This is a genomic window from Kosakonia oryzae, from assembly GCF_001658025.2.
Taxonomy (GTDB): domain Bacteria; phylum Pseudomonadota; class Gammaproteobacteria; order Enterobacterales; family Enterobacteriaceae; genus Kosakonia; species Kosakonia oryzae.
Genome location: NZ_CP014007.2, coordinates 453,434 through 468,430 on the forward strand (window position 1 = coordinate 453,434; position 14,997 = coordinate 468,430).

The 14,997-nt window shown below is 50.6% G+C and carries 27 protein-coding genes; 23 read left to right on the forward strand and 4 right to left on the reverse strand.

From position 1 onward, the window contains the following. Window positions 1-10 precede the first annotated feature (10 nt). The 23 genes from rplP to AWR26_RS02215 all read left to right on the forward strand — a co-directional run bounded on the left by rplP (window position 11) and on the right by AWR26_RS02215 (window position 10,750). Window positions 11-421 carry a 50S ribosomal protein L16 gene (rplP, locus tag AWR26_RS02105; protein ID WP_007369814.1) on the forward strand — a complete coding sequence of 137 codons (411 nt, stop codon included), beginning with the start codon at window positions 11-13 and terminating at the stop codon, window positions 419-421. Continuing rightward, on the forward strand, window positions 421-612 hold the full coding sequence (rpmC, locus tag AWR26_RS02110) for a 50S ribosomal protein L29 (protein WP_004388609.1): 192 nt from the start codon (window positions 421-423) through the stop codon (window positions 610-612). The genes rplP and rpmC overlap by 1 nt, the downstream gene beginning before the upstream one ends. After that, window positions 612-866: a 30S ribosomal protein S17 gene (gene rpsQ, locus AWR26_RS02115; RefSeq protein WP_003031120.1), complete on the forward strand. Its 255-nt coding sequence runs from the start codon at window positions 612-614 to the stop codon at window positions 864-866. The genes rpmC and rpsQ overlap by 1 nt, the downstream gene beginning before the upstream one ends. A 165-nt stretch (window positions 867-1,031) precedes the next feature. Then, a complete protein-coding gene (gene rplN, locus AWR26_RS02120) occupies window positions 1,032-1,403 on the forward strand; it encodes a 50S ribosomal protein L14 (protein WP_004388611.1) in 372 nt (123 codons plus the stop codon). A gap of 10 nt (window positions 1,404-1,413) precedes the next feature. Further along, window positions 1,414-1,728, forward strand: coding sequence for a 50S ribosomal protein L24 (gene rplX / locus AWR26_RS02125; RefSeq protein ID WP_000729185.1), 315 nt, complete (start codon window positions 1,414-1,416; stop codon window positions 1,726-1,728). 14 nt (window positions 1,729-1,742) lie between these two features. After that, window positions 1,743-2,282: a 50S ribosomal protein L5 gene (rplE, locus tag AWR26_RS02130; protein WP_001096200.1), complete on the forward strand. Its 540-nt coding sequence runs from the start codon at window positions 1,743-1,745 to the stop codon at window positions 2,280-2,282. Between the two features lie 14 nt (window positions 2,283-2,296). Beyond that, on the forward strand, window positions 2,297-2,602 hold the full coding sequence (gene rpsN / locus AWR26_RS02135; RefSeq protein ID WP_007369817.1) for a 30S ribosomal protein S14: 306 nt from the start codon (window positions 2,297-2,299) through the stop codon (window positions 2,600-2,602). Window positions 2,603-2,635: 33 nt separating this feature from the next. Then, window positions 2,636-3,028 (forward strand): 30S ribosomal protein S8, encoded by a 393-nt coding sequence (gene rpsH, locus AWR26_RS02140; RefSeq protein ID WP_043956332.1) that lies wholly within the window; start codon window positions 2,636-2,638, stop codon window positions 3,026-3,028. 12 nt (window positions 3,029-3,040) lie between these two features. Further along, complete coding sequence (rplF, locus tag AWR26_RS02145; protein ID WP_064563298.1) at window positions 3,041-3,574, forward strand: 50S ribosomal protein L6; 534 nt, start codon at window positions 3,041-3,043, stop codon at window positions 3,572-3,574. 9 nt (window positions 3,575-3,583) lie between these two features. Continuing rightward, window positions 3,584-3,937, forward strand: coding sequence for a 50S ribosomal protein L18 (gene rplR, locus AWR26_RS02150; RefSeq protein ID WP_064563300.1), 354 nt, complete (start codon window positions 3,584-3,586; stop codon window positions 3,935-3,937). Window positions 3,938-3,951: 14 nt separating this feature from the next. After that, entirely contained in the window at window positions 3,952-4,452 is a 501-nt protein-coding gene (gene rpsE / locus AWR26_RS02155; RefSeq protein WP_064563302.1) for a 30S ribosomal protein S5, read from the forward strand. A gap of 6 nt (window positions 4,453-4,458) precedes the next feature. After that, on the forward strand, window positions 4,459-4,638 hold the full coding sequence (gene rpmD, locus AWR26_RS02160) for a 50S ribosomal protein L30 (RefSeq protein ID WP_001140434.1): 180 nt from the start codon (window positions 4,459-4,461) through the stop codon (window positions 4,636-4,638). A gap of 3 nt (window positions 4,639-4,641) precedes the next feature. Further along, complete coding sequence (gene rplO, locus AWR26_RS02165) at window positions 4,642-5,076, forward strand: 50S ribosomal protein L15 (RefSeq protein ID WP_007369822.1); 435 nt, start codon at window positions 4,642-4,644, stop codon at window positions 5,074-5,076. A gap of 7 nt (window positions 5,077-5,083) precedes the next feature. Further along, window positions 5,084-6,415, forward strand: a complete 1,332-nt coding sequence (gene secY, locus AWR26_RS02170; protein ID WP_007369823.1) for a preprotein translocase subunit SecY — start codon at window positions 5,084-5,086, stop codon at window positions 6,413-6,415. Between the two features lie 30 nt (window positions 6,416-6,445). Continuing rightward, the gene (gene rpmJ, locus AWR26_RS02175) at window positions 6,446-6,562 is read left to right on the forward strand and encodes a 50S ribosomal protein L36 (RefSeq protein ID WP_000868187.1); all 117 of its coding nucleotides are present in this window, start codon (window positions 6,446-6,448) and stop codon (window positions 6,560-6,562) included. Window positions 6,563-6,708: 146 nt separating this feature from the next. Continuing rightward, on the forward strand, window positions 6,709-7,065 hold the full coding sequence (gene rpsM, locus AWR26_RS02180) for a 30S ribosomal protein S13 (protein ID WP_023479435.1): 357 nt from the start codon (window positions 6,709-6,711) through the stop codon (window positions 7,063-7,065). A 16-nt stretch (window positions 7,066-7,081) separates the two neighbouring features. Continuing rightward, window positions 7,082-7,471 (forward strand): 30S ribosomal protein S11, encoded by a 390-nt coding sequence (gene rpsK, locus AWR26_RS02185; protein ID WP_002919257.1) that lies wholly within the window; start codon window positions 7,082-7,084, stop codon window positions 7,469-7,471. A gap of 34 nt (window positions 7,472-7,505) precedes the next feature. Beyond that, window positions 7,506-8,126: a 30S ribosomal protein S4 gene (gene rpsD / locus AWR26_RS02190; protein ID WP_003031138.1), complete on the forward strand. Its 621-nt coding sequence runs from the start codon at window positions 7,506-7,508 to the stop codon at window positions 8,124-8,126. Between the two features lie 25 nt (window positions 8,127-8,151). After that, window positions 8,152-9,141 (forward strand): DNA-directed RNA polymerase subunit alpha, encoded by a 990-nt coding sequence (locus AWR26_RS02195; protein ID WP_007369825.1) that lies wholly within the window; start codon window positions 8,152-8,154, stop codon window positions 9,139-9,141. A gap of 40 nt (window positions 9,142-9,181) precedes the next feature. Further along, window positions 9,182-9,568, forward strand: coding sequence for a 50S ribosomal protein L17 (gene rplQ / locus AWR26_RS02200; protein ID WP_002919206.1), 387 nt, complete (start codon window positions 9,182-9,184; stop codon window positions 9,566-9,568). Between the two features lie 107 nt (window positions 9,569-9,675). Next, window positions 9,676-10,044, forward strand: coding sequence for a DnaJ family domain-containing protein (locus AWR26_RS02205; RefSeq protein ID WP_064563303.1), 369 nt, complete (start codon window positions 9,676-9,678; stop codon window positions 10,042-10,044). 3 nt (window positions 10,045-10,047) lie between these two features. After that, on the forward strand, window positions 10,048-10,479 hold the full coding sequence (zntR, locus tag AWR26_RS02210) for a Zn(2+)-responsive transcriptional regulator (protein ID WP_043956336.1): 432 nt from the start codon (window positions 10,048-10,050) through the stop codon (window positions 10,477-10,479). Window positions 10,480-10,537: 58 nt separating this feature from the next. Then, window positions 10,538-10,750: an alternative ribosome-rescue factor A gene (locus AWR26_RS02215; RefSeq protein WP_064563305.1), complete on the forward strand. Its 213-nt coding sequence runs from the start codon at window positions 10,538-10,540 to the stop codon at window positions 10,748-10,750. Here AWR26_RS02215 and mscL read toward each other — a convergent pair whose 3' ends face one another. The 4 genes from mscL to fmt form a co-directional block, all read right to left on the reverse strand. Continuing rightward, window positions 10,751-11,164 carry a large-conductance mechanosensitive channel protein MscL gene (gene mscL / locus AWR26_RS02220; protein WP_035890470.1) on the reverse strand — a complete coding sequence of 138 codons (414 nt, stop codon included), beginning with the start codon at window positions 11,162-11,164 and terminating at the stop codon, window positions 10,751-10,753. It abuts the gene before it with no gap. A gap of 143 nt (window positions 11,165-11,307) precedes the next feature. Then, window positions 11,308-12,684 carry a Trk system potassium transporter TrkA gene (gene trkA, locus AWR26_RS02225; RefSeq protein WP_007369830.1) on the reverse strand — a complete coding sequence of 459 codons (1,377 nt, stop codon included), beginning with the start codon at window positions 12,682-12,684 and terminating at the stop codon, window positions 11,308-11,310. A 22-nt stretch (window positions 12,685-12,706) separates the two neighbouring features. Beyond that, the gene (gene rsmB, locus AWR26_RS02230; protein ID WP_064568939.1) at window positions 12,707-13,996 is read right to left on the reverse strand and encodes a 16S rRNA (cytosine(967)-C(5))-methyltransferase RsmB; all 1,290 of its coding nucleotides are present in this window, start codon (window positions 13,994-13,996) and stop codon (window positions 12,707-12,709) included. Between the two features lie 48 nt (window positions 13,997-14,044). Continuing rightward, on the reverse strand, window positions 14,045-14,992 hold the full coding sequence (gene fmt / locus AWR26_RS02235; protein WP_064563307.1) for a methionyl-tRNA formyltransferase: 948 nt from the start codon (window positions 14,990-14,992) through the stop codon (window positions 14,045-14,047). Between the last annotated feature and the right edge of the window lie 5 nt (window positions 14,993-14,997).

The window sequence follows — 14,997 nt, forward strand, 5'->3', positions numbered from 1 at the left end:
AGCGTCGCTGATGTTACAACCAAAGCGTACAAAATTCCGTAAAGTGCACAAAGGCCGCAACCGTGGTCTCGCGCAGGGCACGGATGTGAGCTTCGGCACTTACGGTCTGAAAGCTGTTGGCCGTGGTCGTCTGACCGCTCGTCAGATCGAAGCAGCACGTCGTGCTATGACTCGTGCTGTTAAGCGTCAGGGTAAGATCTGGATCCGTGTATTCCCGGACAAACCGATCACCGAGAAGCCGCTGGAAGTTCGTATGGGTAAAGGTAAAGGTAACGTGGAATATTGGGTTGCCTTGATTCAGCCGGGTAAAGTCCTGTATGAAATGGACGGCGTTCCGGAAGAGCTGGCCCGTGAAGCCTTCGAGCTGGCAGCAGCAAAACTGCCGATTAAAACCACCTTTGTAACTAAGACGGTGATGTAATGAAAGCAAAAGAGCTGCGTGAAAAGAGCGTTGAAGAGCTGAACACCGAGCTGCTTAACCTGCTGCGCGAGCAGTTCAACCTGCGTATGCAGGCTGCAAGTGGCCAGCTGCAACAGACTCACCTGTTGAAGCAAGTGCGTCGTGATGTCGCACGCGTTAAGACTTTACTGACTGAGAAGGCGGGTGCGTAATGACCGATAAAATCCGTACTCTGCAAGGTCGTGTTGTTAGCGACAAAATGGAGAAATCCATTGTTGTTGCTATCGAGCGTTTCGTGAAACACCCGATCTACGGTAAATTCATCAAACGTACGACTAAACTGCACGTACATGACGAGAACAACGAATGCGGCACTGGCGACGTGGTTGAAATCCGCGAATGCCGTCCGCTGTCCAAGACTAAGTCCTGGACGCTGGTTCGCGTTGTAGAGAAAGCTGTTCTGTAATACAGTACGCGTTCTCAAACGAATAAACGGCTCAGCGATGAGCCGTTTATTTTTTCTACCCATATCCGAGATCCGGTGTTATAATGCCGCGCCCTCGATATGGGGCTTTTTAACGACCCTGATTTTAGGGTCTTCAGTAGTAGTTGACATTAGCGGAGCACTGAAATGATCCAAGAACAGACTATGCTGAACGTCGCCGACAACTCCGGTGCACGTCGCGTAATGTGTATCAAGGTTCTGGGTGGCTCGCACCGTCGCTACGCAGGCGTAGGCGACATCATCAAGATCACCATTAAAGAAGCAATTCCGCGTGGTAAGGTCAAAAAAGGTGATGTGCTGAAGGCGGTAGTGGTGCGCACCAAGAAGGGTGTTCGTCGCCCTGACGGTTCTGTCGTTCGCTTCGATGGTAATGCTTGTGTTCTTCTGAACAACAACAGCGAGCAGCCTATCGGTACGCGTATTTTTGGGCCGGTTACTCGTGAACTTCGTTCTGAGAAGTTTATGAAAATCATCTCTCTGGCACCAGAAGTACTCTAAGGAGCGAATCATGGCAGCTAAAATCCGTCGTGATGACGAAGTTATCGTGTTAACCGGTAAAGATAAAGGTAAGCGCGGTAAAGTAAAAAATGTCCTGTCTTCCGGCAAGGTCATTGTTGAAGGTATCAATCTGGTTAAGAAACATCAGAAGCCGGTTCCGGCCCTGAACCAACCAGGTGGCATCGTTGAAAAAGAAGCTGCAATTCAGGTTTCTAACGTTGCAATCTTCAATGCGGCAACCGGCAAGGCTGACCGTGTAGGCTTTAGATTCGAAGACGGTAAAAAAGTCCGTTTCTTCAAGTCTAATAGCGAAACTATCAAGTAATTTGGAGTAGTACGATGGCGAAACTGCATGATTACTACAAAGACGAAGTAGTTAAGAAACTCATGACTGAGTTTAACTACAATTCTGTCATGCAAGTCCCTCGGGTCGAGAAGATCACCCTGAATATGGGTGTTGGTGAAGCGATCGCTGACAAGAAACTGCTGGATAACGCAGCAGCTGATCTGGCAGCTATCTCCGGTCAAAAACCGTTGATCACCAAAGCGCGCAAATCTGTTGCGGGCTTCAAAATCCGTCAGGGCTATCCGATCGGCTGTAAAGTGACTCTGCGTGGCGAACGCATGTGGGAGTTCTTTGAGCGCCTGATCACTATTGCTGTACCGCGTATCCGTGACTTCCGTGGCTTGTCCGCTAAGTCTTTCGACGGTCGTGGTAACTACAGCATGGGTGTCCGTGAGCAGATCATCTTCCCAGAGATCGACTACGATAAAGTCGACCGCGTGCGTGGTTTGGATATTACCATTACCACTACTGCGAAATCTGATGAAGAAGGCCGTGCTCTGCTGGCTGCCTTTGACTTCCCGTTCCGCAAGTAAGGTAGGGTTACTTCATGGCTAAGCAATCAATGAAAGCACGCGAAGTTAAACGCGTAGCTTTAGCTGAAAAATACTTCGCGAAACGCGCTGAACTGAAAGCGATCATTTCTGATGTGAACGCTTCCGACGAAGATCGTTGGAATGCTGTTCTCAAGCTGCAGAGTCTGCCGCGTGATTCCAGCCCGTCTCGTCAGCGTAACCGCTGCCGTCAAACTGGTCGTCCGCATGGTTTCCTGCGGAAGTTCGGGTTGAGCCGTATTAAGGTCCGTGAATCCGCTATGCGCGGTGAAATCCCGGGTCTGAAAAAGGCTAGCTGGTAATTGTCACCAATTGAATCACGGGAGTAAAGACAGATGAGCATGCAAGATCCGATCGCGGATATGCTGACCCGTATCCGTAACGGTCAGGCCGCGAACAAAGCTGCGGTCACCATGCCTTCCTCCAGGCTGAAAGTGGCAATTGCCAACGTGCTGAAGGAAGAAGGTTTTATTGAAGATTTTAAAATTGAAGGCGACACCAAGCCGGAACTGGAACTGACTCTCAAGTACTTCCAGGGTAAAGCAGTGGTAGAAAGCATTCAGCGTATCAGCCGCCCAGGTCTGCGCATCTATAAGAAAAAAGATGAGCTGCCGAAAGTTATGGGTGGTATGGGTATCGCGGTTGTTTCTACCTCTAAAGGTGTTATGACTGATCGTGCAGCGCGCCAGGCTGGTCTTGGTGGCGAAATTATCTGCTACGTAGCCTAATCGGAGGAAAAAATGTCTCGTGTTGCTAAAGCACCGGTCGTTATTCCTGCCGGCGTTGATGTAAAAATCAACGGTCAGGTTATCACGATCAAAGGTAAAAACGGCGAGCTGACTCGTACCCTGAACGATGCTGTTGAAGTTAATCATGCAGACAATGCTCTGACCTTCGGTCCGCGTACTGGTTACGTGGATGGTTGGGCTCAGGCTGGTACCGCGCGTGCCCTGCTGAACTCAATGGTTATCGGTGTTACCGAAGGCTTCACTAAGAAGCTGCAGCTGGTTGGTGTAGGTTATCGTGCAGCGGTCAAAGGGAACGTAGTAAACCTGGCACTGGGTTTCTCTCATCCTGTAGAACATCAGCTGCCGGCCGGTATCACTGCTGAATGTCCGACTCAAACTGAAATCGTGCTGAAAGGCGCTGATAAGCAGGTGATCGGCCAGGTAGCAGCAGATCTGCGCGCCTACCGTCGTCCTGAGCCGTATAAAGGCAAGGGTGTTCGTTACGCCGACGAAGTCGTGCGTACCAAAGAGGCTAAGAAGAAGTAAGGTAACACTATGGATAAGAAATCTGCTCGTATCCGTCGTGCGACCCGCGCACGCCGCAAGCTCAAAGAGCTTGGTGCGATCCGCCTGGTGGTACATCGTACCCCGCGTCATATTTACGCCCAGGTAATCGCATCGAATGGTTCTGAAGTTCTGGTAGCTGCTTCTACTGTAGAAAAAGCTATCGCTGAGCAACTGAAGTACACCGGCAACAAAGACGCGGCCGCAGCTGTGGGTAAAGCTGTAGCTGAACGCGCTCTGGAAAAAGGCATTAAAGATGTGTCTTTTGACCGTTCCGGGTTCCAATATCATGGTCGCGTCCAGGCACTGGCAGATGCTGCCCGTGAAGCTGGCCTTCAGTTCTAAGGTAGAGGTGTAAGATGGCTCACATCGAAAAACAAGCTGGCGAACTGCAGGAAAAGCTGATCGCGGTAAACCGCGTATCTAAAACCGTTAAAGGTGGTCGTATTTTCTCCTTCACAGCTCTGACTGTTGTTGGTGATGGTCACGGTCGCGTTGGTTTTGGCTACGGTAAAGCCCGCGAAGTTCCGGCAGCGATCCAAAAGGCGATGGAAAAAGCCCGTCGCAATATGATTAACGTCGCGCTGAACGACGGCACCCTGCAGCACCCGGTTAAGGGTACTCACACGGGTTCTCGTGTATTCATGCAGCCGGCTACCAGAGGTACCGGTATTATTGCCGGTGGTGCAATGCGCGCCGTTCTGGAAGTCGCTGGGGTTCATAACGTTCTGGCTAAAGCATATGGTTCCACCAACCCGATCAACGTGGTTCGTGCAACTATTGCTGGTCTGGAAAATATGAAATCTCCGGAAATGGTCGCTGCCAAGCGTGGTAAATCCGTTGAAGAAATTCTGGGGTAATTGACCATGGCAAAGACTATTAAAATCACTCAAACCCGCAGTGCAATCGGTCGTCTGCCGAAACACAAGGCAACGCTGCTTGGCCTGGGTCTGCGTCGTATTGGTCATACAGTAGAACGTGAGGATACTCCTGCGGTTCGCGGTATGGTCAACGCGGTTTCCTTCATGGTTAAAGTTGAGGAGTAAGAGATGCGTTTAAATACTCTGTCTCCGGCCGAAGGCTCCAAAAAGGCGGGTAAACGCCTGGGTCGTGGTATCGGTTCTGGCCTCGGTAAAACCGGTGGTCGTGGTCACAAAGGTCAGAAATCTCGTTCTGGCGGTGGCGTACGTCGCGGTTTCGAGGGTGGCCAGATGCCACTGTATCGTCGTCTGCCGAAATTCGGTTTCACTTCTCGTAAAGCAATGATCACGGCAGAGATTCGTCTGTCCGATCTGGCTAAAGTAGAAGGCGACGTTGTAGACCTGAACACGCTGAAAGCAGCTAACATTATCGGCATCCAGATCGAGTTCGCGAAAGTGATCCTGGCTGGTGAAGTAGCTCGTCCGGTAACTGTTCGTGGCCTGCGTGTTACTAAAGGCGCTCGTGCTGCTATCGAAGCTGCTGGCGGTAAAATTGAGGAATAAGTAGCAGATGGCTAAACAACCGGGGTTAGATTTCCAAAGTGCCAAAGGTGGAATTGGCGAACTGAAACGCAGACTGCTGTTTGTTATCGGTGCGCTGATTGTGTTCCGTATTGGCTCTTTTATTCCGATCCCTGGTATTGATGCCGCTGTACTTGCCAAACTGCTTGAACAACAGCGTGGCACCATCATTGAAATGTTTAACATGTTCTCTGGTGGTGCTCTCAGCCGTGCTTCTATTTTTGCTCTGGGTATTATGCCGTATATTTCGGCGTCAATTATTATCCAACTGCTAACGGTCGTTCACCCGGCCCTGGCGGAGTTAAAGAAAGAAGGGGAGTCTGGCCGTCGTAAGATTAGCCAGTACACCCGCTACGGTACCCTGGTGTTGGCTATATTCCAGTCGATCGGTATTGCTACCGGTTTGCCGAATATGCCCGGGATGCAGGGCCTGGTAATGAATCCGGGCTTTGCATTCTACTTCACTGCTGTTGTAAGTCTGGTTACAGGAACCATGTTCCTGATGTGGCTCGGCGAACAAATCACTGAACGTGGTATCGGTAACGGTATCTCGATCATTATTTTCGCCGGCATTGTGGCGGGTCTTCCGCCAGCCATTGCCCATACTATCGAGCAAGCGCGTCAAGGCGACCTGCACTTCCTCCTGTTGCTGTTGGTTGCAGTATTAGTATTCGCAGTGACGTTCTTTGTTGTTTTCGTTGAACGTGGTCAACGCCGCATTGTGGTAAACTACGCGAAACGCCAGCAAGGTCGTCGTGTCTATGCTGCTCAGAGCACACATTTGCCGCTGAAAGTAAATATGGCGGGGGTAATCCCGGCTATTTTTGCTTCCAGTATTATTCTGTTCCCGGCGACCATCGCATCATGGTTCGGGGGCGGTACTGGTTGGAACTGGCTGACAACAATTTCGCTGTATTTGCAGCCTGGGCAACCGCTTTATGTGTTACTCTATGCGTCTGCAATCATCTTCTTCTGTTTCTTCTATACGGCGTTGGTTTTCAACCCGCGTGAAACAGCAGATAACCTGAAGAAGTCCGGTGCATTCGTACCAGGAATTCGTCCGGGAGAGCAAACGGCGAAGTATATCGATAAAGTAATGACTCGTCTGACTCTGGTTGGTGCGCTGTATATTACTTTTATCTGCCTGATCCCGGAGTTCATGCGTGATGCAATGAAAGTTCCGTTCTACTTCGGTGGGACTTCTCTGCTTATCGTTGTTGTCGTGATTATGGACTTTATGGCTCAAGTGCAAACTCTGATGATGTCCAGTCAGTATGAGTCTGCATTGAAGAAGGCGAACCTGAAAGGCTACGGTCGTTAATGGTCGCCCGAGAAGTTACGGAGAGTAAAAATGAAAGTTCGTGCTTCCGTCAAGAAATTATGCCGTAACTGCAAAATCGTTAAACGTGATGGCGTCATCCGTGTGATTTGCAGTGCCGAGCCGAAGCATAAACAGCGCCAAGGCTGATTATTTCGCATATTTTTCTTGCAAAGTTGGGTTGAGCTGGCTAGATTAGCCAGCCAATCTTTTGTATGTCTGTACGTTTCCATTTGAGTATCCTGAAAACGGGCTTTTCAGCATGGTACGTACAAGTAAAATTATAGGAGTGCATAGTGGCCCGTATAGCAGGCATTAACATTCCTGATCAGAAACATGCTGTGATCGCATTAACTTCGATCTATGGCGTCGGTAAAACCCGCTCCCAAGCCATTCTGGCTGCTGCGGGCATCGCTGAAAATGTTAAGATCAGTGAGCTGTCTGAAGAACAAATCGACACGCTGCGTGACGAAGTTGCCAAATTTGTCGTTGAAGGTGATCTGCGCCGTGAAGTTAGCATGAGCATCAAGCGCCTGATGGATCTTGGTTGCTATCGCGGTTTGCGTCATCGTCGTGGTCTCCCGGTTCGCGGTCAGCGTACCAAGACCAACGCACGTACCCGTAAGGGTCCGCGCAAACCGATCAAGAAATAATCGGGGTGATTGAATAATGGCAAAGGCACCAATTCGTGCACGTAAACGTGTAAGAAAACAAGTCTCTGACGGCGTGGCTCATATCCATGCTTCTTTCAACAACACCATCGTTACTATTACTGATCGTCAGGGTAACGCGCTGGGTTGGGCAACAGCCGGTGGTTCCGGTTTCCGTGGTTCTCGCAAATCCACTCCGTTTGCAGCTCAGGTTGCAGCAGAGCGTTGCGCTGAAGCCGTAAAAGAATACGGTATCAAGAATCTGGAAGTTATGGTTAAGGGACCGGGTCCGGGTCGCGAATCTACTATTCGTGCTCTGAACGCCGCTGGTTTCCGCATCACTAATATTACTGATGTGACTCCGATCCCTCACAACGGTTGTCGTCCGCCGAAAAAACGTCGCGTATAACGCGCTCGTTTTCTAGGATTGTTGGAGAAAGAAAATGGCAAGATATTTGGGTCCTAAGCTCAAGCTGAGCCGTCGTGAGGGCACAGACCTGTTCCTTAAGTCTGGCGTTCGCGCGATCGATACCAAGTGTAAAATTGAACAAGCTCCTGGCCAGCACGGTGCGCGTAAACCGCGTCTGTCTGACTATGGTGTGCAGTTGCGTGAAAAGCAAAAAGTTCGCCGTATCTACGGTGTGCTGGAGCGTCAGTTCCGTAACTACTACAAAGAAGCAGCACGTCTGAAAGGCAACACAGGTGAAAACCTGCTGGGTCTGCTGGAAGGTCGTCTGGACAACGTTGTATACCGTATGGGCTTTGGCGCCACTCGTGCAGAAGCACGCCAGCTGGTTAGCCACAAAGCAATCATGGTAAACGGTCGTGTTGTTAACATCGCTTCTTATCAGGTTAGTCCGAATGACGTGGTTAGCATTCGTGAGAAAGCGAAAAAGCAGTCTCGCGTGAAAGCCGCTCTGGAGCTGGCTGAGCAGCGTGAAAAGCCAACCTGGCTGGAAGTTGATGCTGGCAAGATGGAAGGTACGTTCAAGCGTAAGCCGGAGCGTTCTGATCTGTCTGCGGACATTAACGAACACCTGATCGTCGAGCTTTACTCCAAGTAAAGCTTAGTACCAAAGAGAGGACACAATGCAGGGTTCTGTGACAGAGTTTCTAAAACCGCGCCTGGTAGATATCGAGCAAGTGAGTTCGACGCACGCCAAGGTGACCCTTGAGCCTTTAGAGCGTGGCTTTGGCCATACTCTGGGTAACGCACTGCGCCGTATTCTGCTCTCATCGATGCCGGGTTGCGCGGTGACTGAGGTTGAGATTGATGGTGTACTTCATGAGTACAGCACCAAAGAAGGCGTTCAGGAAGATATCCTTGAAATCCTGCTCAACCTGAAAGGGCTGGCGGTGAGAGTTCAGGGGAAAGATGATGTTATTCTTACTCTGAATAAATCTGGCATTGGCCCTGTGACTGCAGCCGACATTACCCACGACGGTGATGTCGAAATCGTCAAGCCGCAGCATGTGATCTGCCACCTGACCGATGAAAACGCATCTATCAATATGCGTATCAAAGTTCAGCGCGGTCGTGGTTATGTGCCGGCGTCTGCCCGAATTCATTCGGAAGAAGATGAGCGCCCGATCGGCCGTTTACTGGTTGATGCGTGCTACAGCCCTGTAGAGCGAATTGCCTACAATGTTGAAGCAGCACGTGTTGAACAGCGCACCGACCTGGACAAGCTGGTCATCGAAATGGAAACCAATGGCACAATCGATCCTGAAGAGGCGATTCGTCGTGCGGCAACCATCCTGGCAGAACAACTGGAAGCTTTCGTTGATTTACGTGATGTACGTCAGCCGGAAGTTAAAGAAGAGAAACCAGAATTCGATCCGATCCTGCTGCGCCCTGTTGACGATCTGGAATTGACTGTCCGCTCTGCTAACTGCCTCAAGGCAGAAGCTATCCACTATATCGGTGATCTGGTACAGCGTACCGAGGTTGAGTTGCTGAAAACGCCGAACCTGGGTAAAAAATCTCTTACTGAGATTAAAGACGTGCTGGCCTCACGTGGTCTGTCTCTGGGCATGCGCCTGGAAAACTGGCCGCCGGCAAGCATTGCTGACGAGTAACCGGATCACAGGTTAAGGTTTTACTGAGAAGGATAAGGTCATGCGCCATCGTAAGAGTGGTCGTCAACTGAACCGCAACAGCAGCCATCGCCAGGCCATGTTCCGTAACATGGCAGGTTCTCTGGTTCGTCATGAGATCATCAAGACGACTCTGCCGAAAGCGAAAGAGCTGCGTCGCGTAGTTGAGCCGCTGATTACTCTTGCCAAGACTGATAGCGTTGCTAATCGTCGTCTGGCATTCGCCCGTACTCGTGATAACGAGATCGTGGCAAAACTGTTTAACGAGCTGGGCCCGCGTTTCGCGAGCCGTGCCGGTGGTTACACTCGCATTCTGAAGTGTGGCTTCCGTGCTGGTGACAATGCTCCGATGGCTTACATCGAGCTGGTTGATCGCGCCGAGCCGAAAGCAGAAGCTGCTGCAGAGTAATCTGTAGTAACGTAAAAAGACCCGCTTCGGCGGGTTTTTTTATATCCTAAGCATTATCACTTTCCTACAATGCTCGTATCTTTCTTGCTCATCCCTGGAGACCCATTATGTGGTTGCTTGATCAGTGGGCAGAACGGCATATTCTTGACGCCCAAAATAAAGGTGAATTCGACAACCTTCCCGGTTGCGGCGAGCCGCTCACTCTGGATGATGATTCTCATGTTCCTCCGGAGCTTCGAGCTGGGTACCGTTTATTGAAGAATGCTGGCTGTCTACCGCCAGAGCTTGAATATCGTAGAGAAGCTATTGCGCTGGCTGATTTGTTAAATAGCGTGGGGGAAAATCACCCACAGCATCGAGAGCTGCTACGCCGCTTATCTTTACTTGAGCTCAAATTGCGCCAGGCCGGTTTAAGTACTGATTTTTTGCGCGGTGATTACGCCATAAAACTGCAGCAAAAGTTAAATGAGGAGTAGCCTATGTACCGCATTGGTGAAATTGCAAAGCTAGCTGAAGTGACGCCCGATACCATCCGCTACTACGAAAAACAACAAATGATGGATCATGAAATACGGACGGAAGGCGGTTTTCGTCTTTATACGGACAGAGATTTGCAACGTCTAAAATTTATTCGCCATGCGCGCCAGTTAGGATTTACGTTAGAAGCGATACGTGAATTACTGTCGATCCGAATTGATCCCGAACATCACACATGCCAGGAATCAAAGAGTATTGTGCAGACCCGTCTGGCTGAAGTGGAAGCGCGTATCGATGAACTCCAGACAATGCGGCGTTCCCTACAGAAACTGAACGATGCCTGTTGTGGTACTGCGCATAGCAGTGTCTATTGTTCCATTCTGGAAGCGTTGGAACAGGGCGCGAGTGGTAAGACTGATTCGTCGACATGTTGATCTTCTCTGCGCAAAGATCTACACTTCGGCCGTTTTAATTACACAAACTGGAGAAATTATGAGCCGCTATCAGCATACCAAAGGGCAGATTAATGATAATGCCATTGAGGCATTGTTGCATGATCCACTGTTCAGGCAGCGTGTTGAGAAAAATAAGAAAGGGAAAGGGAGTTATCTGCGAAAAGAAAAACATGCAAACCGGGGATATAAGGAGGCCAGTGGCAAGCAAGCATATCGCTTATTTACCACTGGCCTTCTGGTTTCTGCTTAATTAATTACGGTTATTCTGCTCTTTCAGCAGGTCTCGGATTTCACTCAGCAATACTTCTTCTTTGCTTGGCGCCGGTGGGGCTTTAGGCTCTTCTTCCTGATTGCGTTTCAGCTTATTAATTACCTTGATCGCAAGGAAGATGGCAAAAGCAACGATGATAAAATCAAATACATTCTGGATAAACACGCCGTAATGCATTACGACTGCGGGCACATCGCCCTGAGCATCACGCAACGTTAATGCAAACTGTTTGAAATCAATTCCGCCAATTAATAATCCAAGTGGCGGCATAATGATATCTGCTACCAGTGAAGATACGATTTTACCGAATGCTGCACCGATGATCACACCAACGGCCAAATCCACTACATTGCCGCGCATTGCGAACTCGCGGAACTCTTTCAAAATACTCATATCCTTCTCCATGTGCAGGCTGTCTGGATAAGTTTAACAAATTACCGTTCAATTTCCATTTGAAGGGATAACTAACCAGATTTCTTAATCCCTTATTAATTCATGGATTAAGAAAGGATGCGGGTATTCGCATCCTTTGATGATTAAAGGAAGAAGGGGCTTGGCTGGAAGAGCCTTTCAACATCCGTAATATATTTTTTGTCGGTTAAAAACATAATTACGTGGTCGCCTTGCTCAATACGCAAATTATCATTAGCAATCATCACATCGTTGCCACGTACCACTGCGCCAATAATCGTGCCGGGTGGGAGTTTAATCTCATCAATAACACGACCCACCACGCGAGAGGTCGTTTCATCACCGTGAGCGACAGCTTCGATCGCCTCGGCGACGCCACGACGCAACGAAGAAACCCCGACAATATCGGCTTTGCGCACGTGGCTAAGCAGCGCGGAGATAGTTGCCTGCTGTGGTGAAATCGCAATATCAATTACGCTGCCCTGCACCAGATCGACGTAAGCGCGGCGCTGGATGAGCACCATCACCTTTTTCGCTCCCATACGTTTGGCCAGCATTGCCGACATAATATTCGCTTCGTCATCGTTGGTGACGGCAATAAATAGATCAACTTGATCGATGTGTTCTTCAGCCAGCAATTCTTGATCCGAAGCATCCCCATAGAAAACGATGGTGTTTTGTAATTTTTCTGCCAGCTCTGCGGCACGCTGCTGATCGCGTTCGATCAATTTGACGCTGTAATCTTTCTCCAGCTGGCGTGCCAGACCTGCACCTATATTCCCGCCGCCAACCAGCATGATGCGTTTATAAGGTTTTTCCAGACGCTGTAGCTCGCTCATTACTGCACGAATATGCTGCGATGCGGCAATAAAGAACACCTCATCTCCGGCCTCAACGATGGTAGAACCTTGCGGGCGGATAGGACGGTCGTGGCGGAATATGGCCGCAACGCGGGTATCAATATGCGGCATATGTTCGCGCATGGTCGATAAGGCATTACCAACGAGCGGCCCACCGTAGTAGGCTTTAACTACGGCAAGGCTGACTTTCCCCTCAGCGAAATTCACTACTTGCAGCGCTCCCGGATATTCGATCAGCCGATAGATACTATCGATAACCAACTGTTCCGGTGCGATTAAGTGGTCGATTGGCACAGCTTCTGAATGGAACAGCTTATCGGCATCGCGCACATAGTCTGGCGAACGAATACGTGCAATGCGGTTCGGCGTATTAAACAGCGAGTAAGCAACCTGACAGGCAACCATATTGGTTTCATCTGAACTGGTCACAGCGACCAGCATATCGGCATCATCTGCGCCGGCTTCACGTAATACACGTGGATGCGAGCCATGCCCCTGCACAACGCGCAGATCAAACTTGTCCTGCAGGCTGCGCAAACGATCGCCATTAGTGTCGACAACGGTAATGTCGTTATTCTCCCCGACCAGGTTTTCCGCCAGCGTGCCGCCAACCTGTCCTGCGCCCAGAATAATTATTTTCATCTGCTGTGGCCCGTTGTTCTCATCACTGTTTGATTATCTTAGCGTAAAAGAATCCGTCACCTTCTTCCGCTCCCGGCAATTTCTGCAACCCTGGCTGTTCCGGCGTACCGGTCAGGCTAAGCTGCGCATCTGGCGTACGCTTGAGGAAAGCTGCAACCTGCTGGCTGTTCTCTTCCGGCAGGATCGAACAGGTCGCGTATACCAGTGTGCCGCCGGATTTTAGATGCGGCCAGATAGCATCCAGAATTTCAGACTGCAATTGCACCAATTCAGGAATATCACGATCGCGACGCAGCCACTTGATGTCCGGGTGTCGACGAATGACCCCTGTCGCAGAACAAGGCGCATCTACCAGAATACGGTCAAAGGCTTCATCGCCACACCACTGTGACGGGAAACGACCGTCTCCCTGTTTAACCTGCGCTTTCATACCCAGACGTTTCAGGTTGTCGTAAACGCGGGATAAGCGTAGTTCGTCAACATCCACTGCCAGGACGCTGGCTTCCGGCGCCGCTTCAAGAATATGCGTTGTTTTGCCGCCTGGTGCAGCACAAAGGTCGAGAATGCGTTCGCCATTTTGCGGGGCGAGGAATTTGATACAACCCTGGGCTGACGCATCCTGCACGGTGACCCAGCCTTCCGCAAATCCAGGAAGTGCGGTAACGGGAGCTGCCACCGCCAGACGAACGGCATCCAGGTAATCCGCATGGGTAAACCCTTGCAAACCATGTTCTTCCAGTAATGCCAGCCAGCCGTCACGGGTATGGTGTTGGCGGTTCACGCGCAGCCACATTGGTGGGCGTTGGTTGCTGGCCTCGATAACCTGCTGCCATTGCTGCGGATAAGCTTTTTGTACTCGTTTTAGCAGCCATGCCGGAAACAGATAGCGGTTATCGCTGCTAGCGAATTCCGCCAGTAATTCCTCTTGCTGACGTTGAAACTGGCGCAACACGCCATTAATCAATCCCTTAAGCTGTGGCCGTTTGATAGCAACCGCACCTTCTACCGTTTCTGCCAGCGCCGCATGCGCAGGAATTCGGGTATGTAGAAGCTGATAAAACCCGACCATGATCAGGTAGTGTACTGTGCGCTGTTTTCCGGTCATCGGACGCGACATCAGCTTATTGATCAGCCAGTCGAGCTGTGGCAGCACGCGTAAAACACCGAAGCACAACTCCTGGAGCAGTGCCTTATCTTTTTCAGAGACTTTCTGTTGAAGTGGCGGCAGGATATTGCTGAGCGATTGCCCTTGTTCCATCACCTGCTCGATAGCCTGCGCAGCCATACTGCGTAAATTGTTCTGTTTTTTCATAACCACAAACATAAAAATGCCCGGCAAAACCGGGCTAAGAAATGCGTGTCACGCCAGGCGATTGCCGGGGACAAACCACTCACGCCGTGAGTTCAGGAGATCCTGCGCGCTCATGGCTTTTTTACCTGCTGGCTGTAGAGATTCAAGATTCAGTATTCCGTCGACGGTAGCGACCTGAATACCCGCTTTTGAAGCATCCAGAATCGTACCGGGCTCAGCACGGGTAGCTAAAGGAATCACCGAGGCTTGCCATATTTTCACCGGCTGCTCATCAATCATGAACCAGCTCATTGGCCACGGGTTGAAAGCACGGATGCAGCGTTCCAGCTGCGCGGCGCTGAGCGACCAGTCAATGCGAGCCTCTTCTTTGCTCAGTTTCTCTGCGTAAGTGACCAGCGCTTCGTCCTGCACCTGCGGCTGCGCATTGCCCTGAGCGAGCTGTTGCAATGTGACAAGCAGCCCCTGCGGGCCAAGCTCCGCTAATTTCGCATATAGCGTGGCGCTGGTGTCTTGTGCGGTAATAGGGCATGAAAGCTTATATAGCATATCGCCAGTATCGAGCCCCACATCCATCTGCATAATAGTGACGCCAGTTTCCTCATCTCCAGCCCATAATGAGCGCTGGATCGGCGCCGCACCGCGCCAGCGCGGCAGCAGAGAACCATGCACATTGATGCAGCCCTTGCGCGGCATATCCAGAACGGCTTTGGGAAGAATCAAACCATATGCCACTACGACCATGACATCGGCGTTGAGGTCGGCGATCAGTTGCTGATTTTCCTGTTGGCGCAGAGATGCTGGCTGAAACACCGGCAAGCCTTTTTCTTCTGCCAGCACTTTCACCGGGCTGGGCATCAGTTTTTTACCGCGGCCGGCGGGGCGATCTGGCTGGGTGAAAACCCCAACGACCTGATGCTCAGAAGACAACAGCGCGTCAAGGTGACGCGCTGCGAAGTCAGGTGTGCCGGCGAAAATAATACGTAGAGAATCTGACACGTTTA

What these genes read in the sequence shown, in the direction of transcription:
- rplN (WP_004388611.1), top strand. Translation starts at nt 1,032, where the DNA reads ATGATCCAAGAACAGACTATGCTGAACGTCGCCGACAACTCCGGTGCA.
- rplF (WP_064563298.1), top strand. Translation starts at nt 3,041, where the DNA reads ATGTCTCGTGTTGCTAAAGCACCGGTCGTTATTCCTGCCGGCGTTGAT.
- rplO (WP_007369822.1), top strand. Translation starts at nt 4,642, where the DNA reads ATGCGTTTAAATACTCTGTCTCCGGCCGAAGGCTCCAAAAAGGCGGGT.
- rplE (WP_001096200.1), top strand. Translation starts at nt 1,743, where the DNA reads ATGGCGAAACTGCATGATTACTACAAAGACGAAGTAGTTAAGAAACTC.
- trkA (WP_007369830.1), bottom strand. Translation starts at nt 12,684, where the DNA reads ATGAAAATAATTATTCTGGGCGCAGGACAGGTTGGCGGCACGCTGGCG.
- rpsQ (WP_003031120.1), top strand. Translation starts at nt 612, where the DNA reads ATGACCGATAAAATCCGTACTCTGCAAGGTCGTGTTGTTAGCGACAAA.
- rplX (WP_000729185.1), top strand. Translation starts at nt 1,414, where the DNA reads ATGGCAGCTAAAATCCGTCGTGATGACGAAGTTATCGTGTTAACCGGT.
- rplQ (WP_002919206.1), top strand. Translation starts at nt 9,182, where the DNA reads ATGCGCCATCGTAAGAGTGGTCGTCAACTGAACCGCAACAGCAGCCAT.
- AWR26_RS02195 (WP_007369825.1), top strand. Translation starts at nt 8,152, where the DNA reads ATGCAGGGTTCTGTGACAGAGTTTCTAAAACCGCGCCTGGTAGATATC.
- rpsH (WP_043956332.1), top strand. Translation starts at nt 2,636, where the DNA reads ATGAGCATGCAAGATCCGATCGCGGATATGCTGACCCGTATCCGTAAC.
- rpsD (WP_003031138.1), top strand. Translation starts at nt 7,506, where the DNA reads ATGGCAAGATATTTGGGTCCTAAGCTCAAGCTGAGCCGTCGTGAGGGC.
- rpmJ (WP_000868187.1), top strand. Translation starts at nt 6,446, where the DNA reads ATGAAAGTTCGTGCTTCCGTCAAGAAATTATGCCGTAACTGCAAAATC.
- rpsE (WP_064563302.1), top strand. Translation starts at nt 3,952, where the DNA reads ATGGCTCACATCGAAAAACAAGCTGGCGAACTGCAGGAAAAGCTGATC.
- zntR (WP_043956336.1), top strand. Translation starts at nt 10,048, where the DNA reads ATGTACCGCATTGGTGAAATTGCAAAGCTAGCTGAAGTGACGCCCGAT.
- rsmB (WP_064568939.1), bottom strand. Translation starts at nt 13,996, where the DNA reads ATGAAAAAACAGAACAATTTACGCAGTATGGCTGCGCAGGCTATCGAG.
- rplP (WP_007369814.1), top strand. Translation starts at nt 11, where the DNA reads ATGTTACAACCAAAGCGTACAAAATTCCGTAAAGTGCACAAAGGCCGC.
- rpsN (WP_007369817.1), top strand. Translation starts at nt 2,297, where the DNA reads ATGGCTAAGCAATCAATGAAAGCACGCGAAGTTAAACGCGTAGCTTTA.
- AWR26_RS02205 (WP_064563303.1), top strand. Translation starts at nt 9,676, where the DNA reads ATGTGGTTGCTTGATCAGTGGGCAGAACGGCATATTCTTGACGCCCAA.
- rpmD (WP_001140434.1), top strand. Translation starts at nt 4,459, where the DNA reads ATGGCAAAGACTATTAAAATCACTCAAACCCGCAGTGCAATCGGTCGT.
- rplR (WP_064563300.1), top strand. Translation starts at nt 3,584, where the DNA reads ATGGATAAGAAATCTGCTCGTATCCGTCGTGCGACCCGCGCACGCCGC.
- secY (WP_007369823.1), top strand. Translation starts at nt 5,084, where the DNA reads ATGGCTAAACAACCGGGGTTAGATTTCCAAAGTGCCAAAGGTGGAATT.
- rpmC (WP_004388609.1), top strand. Translation starts at nt 421, where the DNA reads ATGAAAGCAAAAGAGCTGCGTGAAAAGAGCGTTGAAGAGCTGAACACC.
- rpsK (WP_002919257.1), top strand. Translation starts at nt 7,082, where the DNA reads ATGGCAAAGGCACCAATTCGTGCACGTAAACGTGTAAGAAAACAAGTC.
- AWR26_RS02215 (WP_064563305.1), top strand. Translation starts at nt 10,538, where the DNA reads ATGAGCCGCTATCAGCATACCAAAGGGCAGATTAATGATAATGCCATT.
- mscL (WP_035890470.1), bottom strand. Translation starts at nt 11,164, where the DNA reads ATGAGTATTTTGAAAGAGTTCCGCGAGTTCGCAATGCGCGGCAATGTA.